This is a genomic window from Leeuwenhoekiella sp. MAR_2009_132 (assembly GCF_000687915.1).
GTDB lineage: Bacteria > Bacteroidota > Bacteroidia > Flavobacteriales > Flavobacteriaceae > Leeuwenhoekiella.
On record NZ_JHZY01000002.1, the window covers coordinates 1,910,001 to 1,912,500 of the forward strand.

1 tRNA gene and 1 rRNA gene (1 of these 2 running past the window's edge) are annotated in these 2,500 nt (G+C 42.8%); both read right to left on the minus strand.

The window, feature by feature from the left end:
* Nucleotides 1-24, minus strand: a tRNA-Ile gene (locus tag P164_RS08120); it reaches 50 nt to the left of the window's first position.
* 151 nt (nt 25-175) lie between these two features.
* Nucleotides 176-1,694, minus strand: a 16S ribosomal RNA gene (locus tag P164_RS08125).
* Nucleotides 1,695-2,500 lie beyond the last annotated feature (806 nt).

Here is a 2,500-nt window from a genome sequence, read left to right on the forward strand (position 1 = left end):
TCTAACCAGCTGAGCTATGAGACTGTCCTTTATTGATCAATCGAATGACTCACTACTTAAAGTGAGCCATCAATCGAAAAATATCTTGAATCAACAACATTAAAAACTAAAATAAGTATTCGAACTTTTCTTTCCTTATAGTCGTGGCTTTGTCTGCTATGCAGCAAAGCTCTAGAAAGGAGGTGTTCCAGCCGCACCTTCCGGTACGGCTACCTTGTTACGACTTAGCCCCAGTTACCGGTTTTACCCTAGGCCGCTCCTTGCGGTGACGGACTTCAGGTACCCCCAGCTTCCATGGCTTGACGGGCGGTGTGTACAAGGCCCGGGAACGTATTCACCGCATCATGGCTGATATGCGATTACTAGCGATTCCAGCTTCACGGGTCGAGTTGCAGACCCCGATCCGAACTGTGATAGGTTTTATAGATTCGCTCCGCCTTGCGACGTGGCTGCTCTCTGTACCTACCATTGTAGCACGTGTGTGGCCCAGGACGTAAGGGCCGTGATGATTTGACGTCATCCCCACCTTCCTCACAGTTTGCACTGGCAGTCTTGTTAGAGTTCCCGACATTACTCGATGGCAACTAACAACAGGGGTTGCGCTCGTTATAGGACTTAACCTGACACCTCACGGCACGAGCTGACGACAACCATGCAGCACCTTGTAATCTGTCCGAAGAAAAATCTGTTTCCAAATCTGTCAGACTACATTTAAGCCCTGGTAAGGTTCCTCGCGTATCATCGAATTAAACCACATGCTCCACCGCTTGTGCGGGCCCCCGTCAATTCCTTTGAGTTTCATTCTTGCGAACGTACTCCCCAGGTGGGTTACTTATCACTTTCGCTTGGCCACCCAGCTCTCAATCGAGCCGGACAGCTAGTAACCATCGTTTACGGCGTGGACTACCAGGGTATCTAATCCTGTTCGCTCCCCACGCTTTCGTCCATCAGTGTCAATCAATTATTAGTAGCCTGCCTTCGCAATCGGTATTCTATGTAATATCTATGCATTTCACCGCTACACTACATATTCTAGCTACTTCATAACAATTCAAGACTAACAGTATCAATGGCAATTCTACAGTTGAGCTGCAGACTTTCACCACTGACTTATTAGTCCACCTACGGACCCTTTAAACCCAATGATTCCGGATAACGCTTGCACCCTCCGTATTACCGCGGCTGCTGGCACGGAGTTAGCCGGTGCTTATTCTTATGGTACCGTCATCAGTCTACACGTAGACCTTATTCTTCCCATATAAAAGCAGTTTACAACCCATAGGGCCGTCTTCCTGCACGCGGCATGGCTGGATCAGGCTTTCGCCCATTGTCCAATATTCCTCACTGCTGCCTCCCGTAGGAGTCTGGTCCGTGTCTCAGTACCAGTGTGGGGGATCTCCCTCTCAGGACCCCTACCTATCGTAGCCTAGGTGTGCCGTTACCACACCTACTAGCTAATAGGACGCATGCTCATCTTGTACCGTAACCTTTACTATTTAAATGATGCCACTCAAATAGACTATGAAGGATTAATCCAAGTTTCCCTGGGCTATACTTCAGTACAAGGCAGATTGCATACGCGTTACGCACCCGTGCGCCACTCGTCAGCCACCGAAGTGCTGTTACCGTTCGACTTGCATGTGTTAGGCCTGCCGCTAGCGTTCATCCTGAGCCAGGATCAAACTCTTCATCGTAGTGTTTTTATAATATTCCACGATATAAGGAAATCTAATTACTCTTTACAGAGTGCTCAAAATGGTTATTCTAGTCTTTAATTCAAATATTATTTATCTCTAAATAATACGCGTTGTCAATTCAATATGTCAAGGAACTTTCTCTATCTCTCAAGAGAATTTCTTTGTTAGATGCTAAGGAATCGAACCTTATTTTTATTACCAAATCATCTCGTTTTCAATGTGCGTAGCTCTCTGCGAAAGCGGCTGCAAATATACAATCTTTTTTATTTACCAAACAAATAAAAAATTAAGTTTTTTTTAAGCCTCATTCTAAAAGATTCTTAAGAACTAATCCTACATTTCGTTGCCAAAATTCAGGAGGGCAAAGATACTACCCTTTTTTAATTCAACACGAATTAATCGTATCTTTTTTTTAAACCACACTTTCTAAGAACGTAAAACCGATTTTTATACCCGATTTTGGAGGCGCAAATATAGAACGATTATCTAACCCTACAAGCATTTTTTAAAAGTATTTGCAAACTAATTTTACAACTCCTTAAAACCAATAACTTACACCCTAAATTAATTTTAAAACATTCTTAATTAAGAGTGTCTAAACTGAACTATCATCCTTAAATAAATATTAAAAATACCAATCCTAATAAATTAAAGCTATTTACTCGATGAAATACATGGCCTAATTCGGGATCCTAATAAAGAATTATAGCAAAAAGGATTTTATAACAGGGTAGAAAACTGAAGAGGACTACTTATTAGAGAGTAAATCACCCATAAAAAGTGAAGGCAGGAAGTCATGGAGG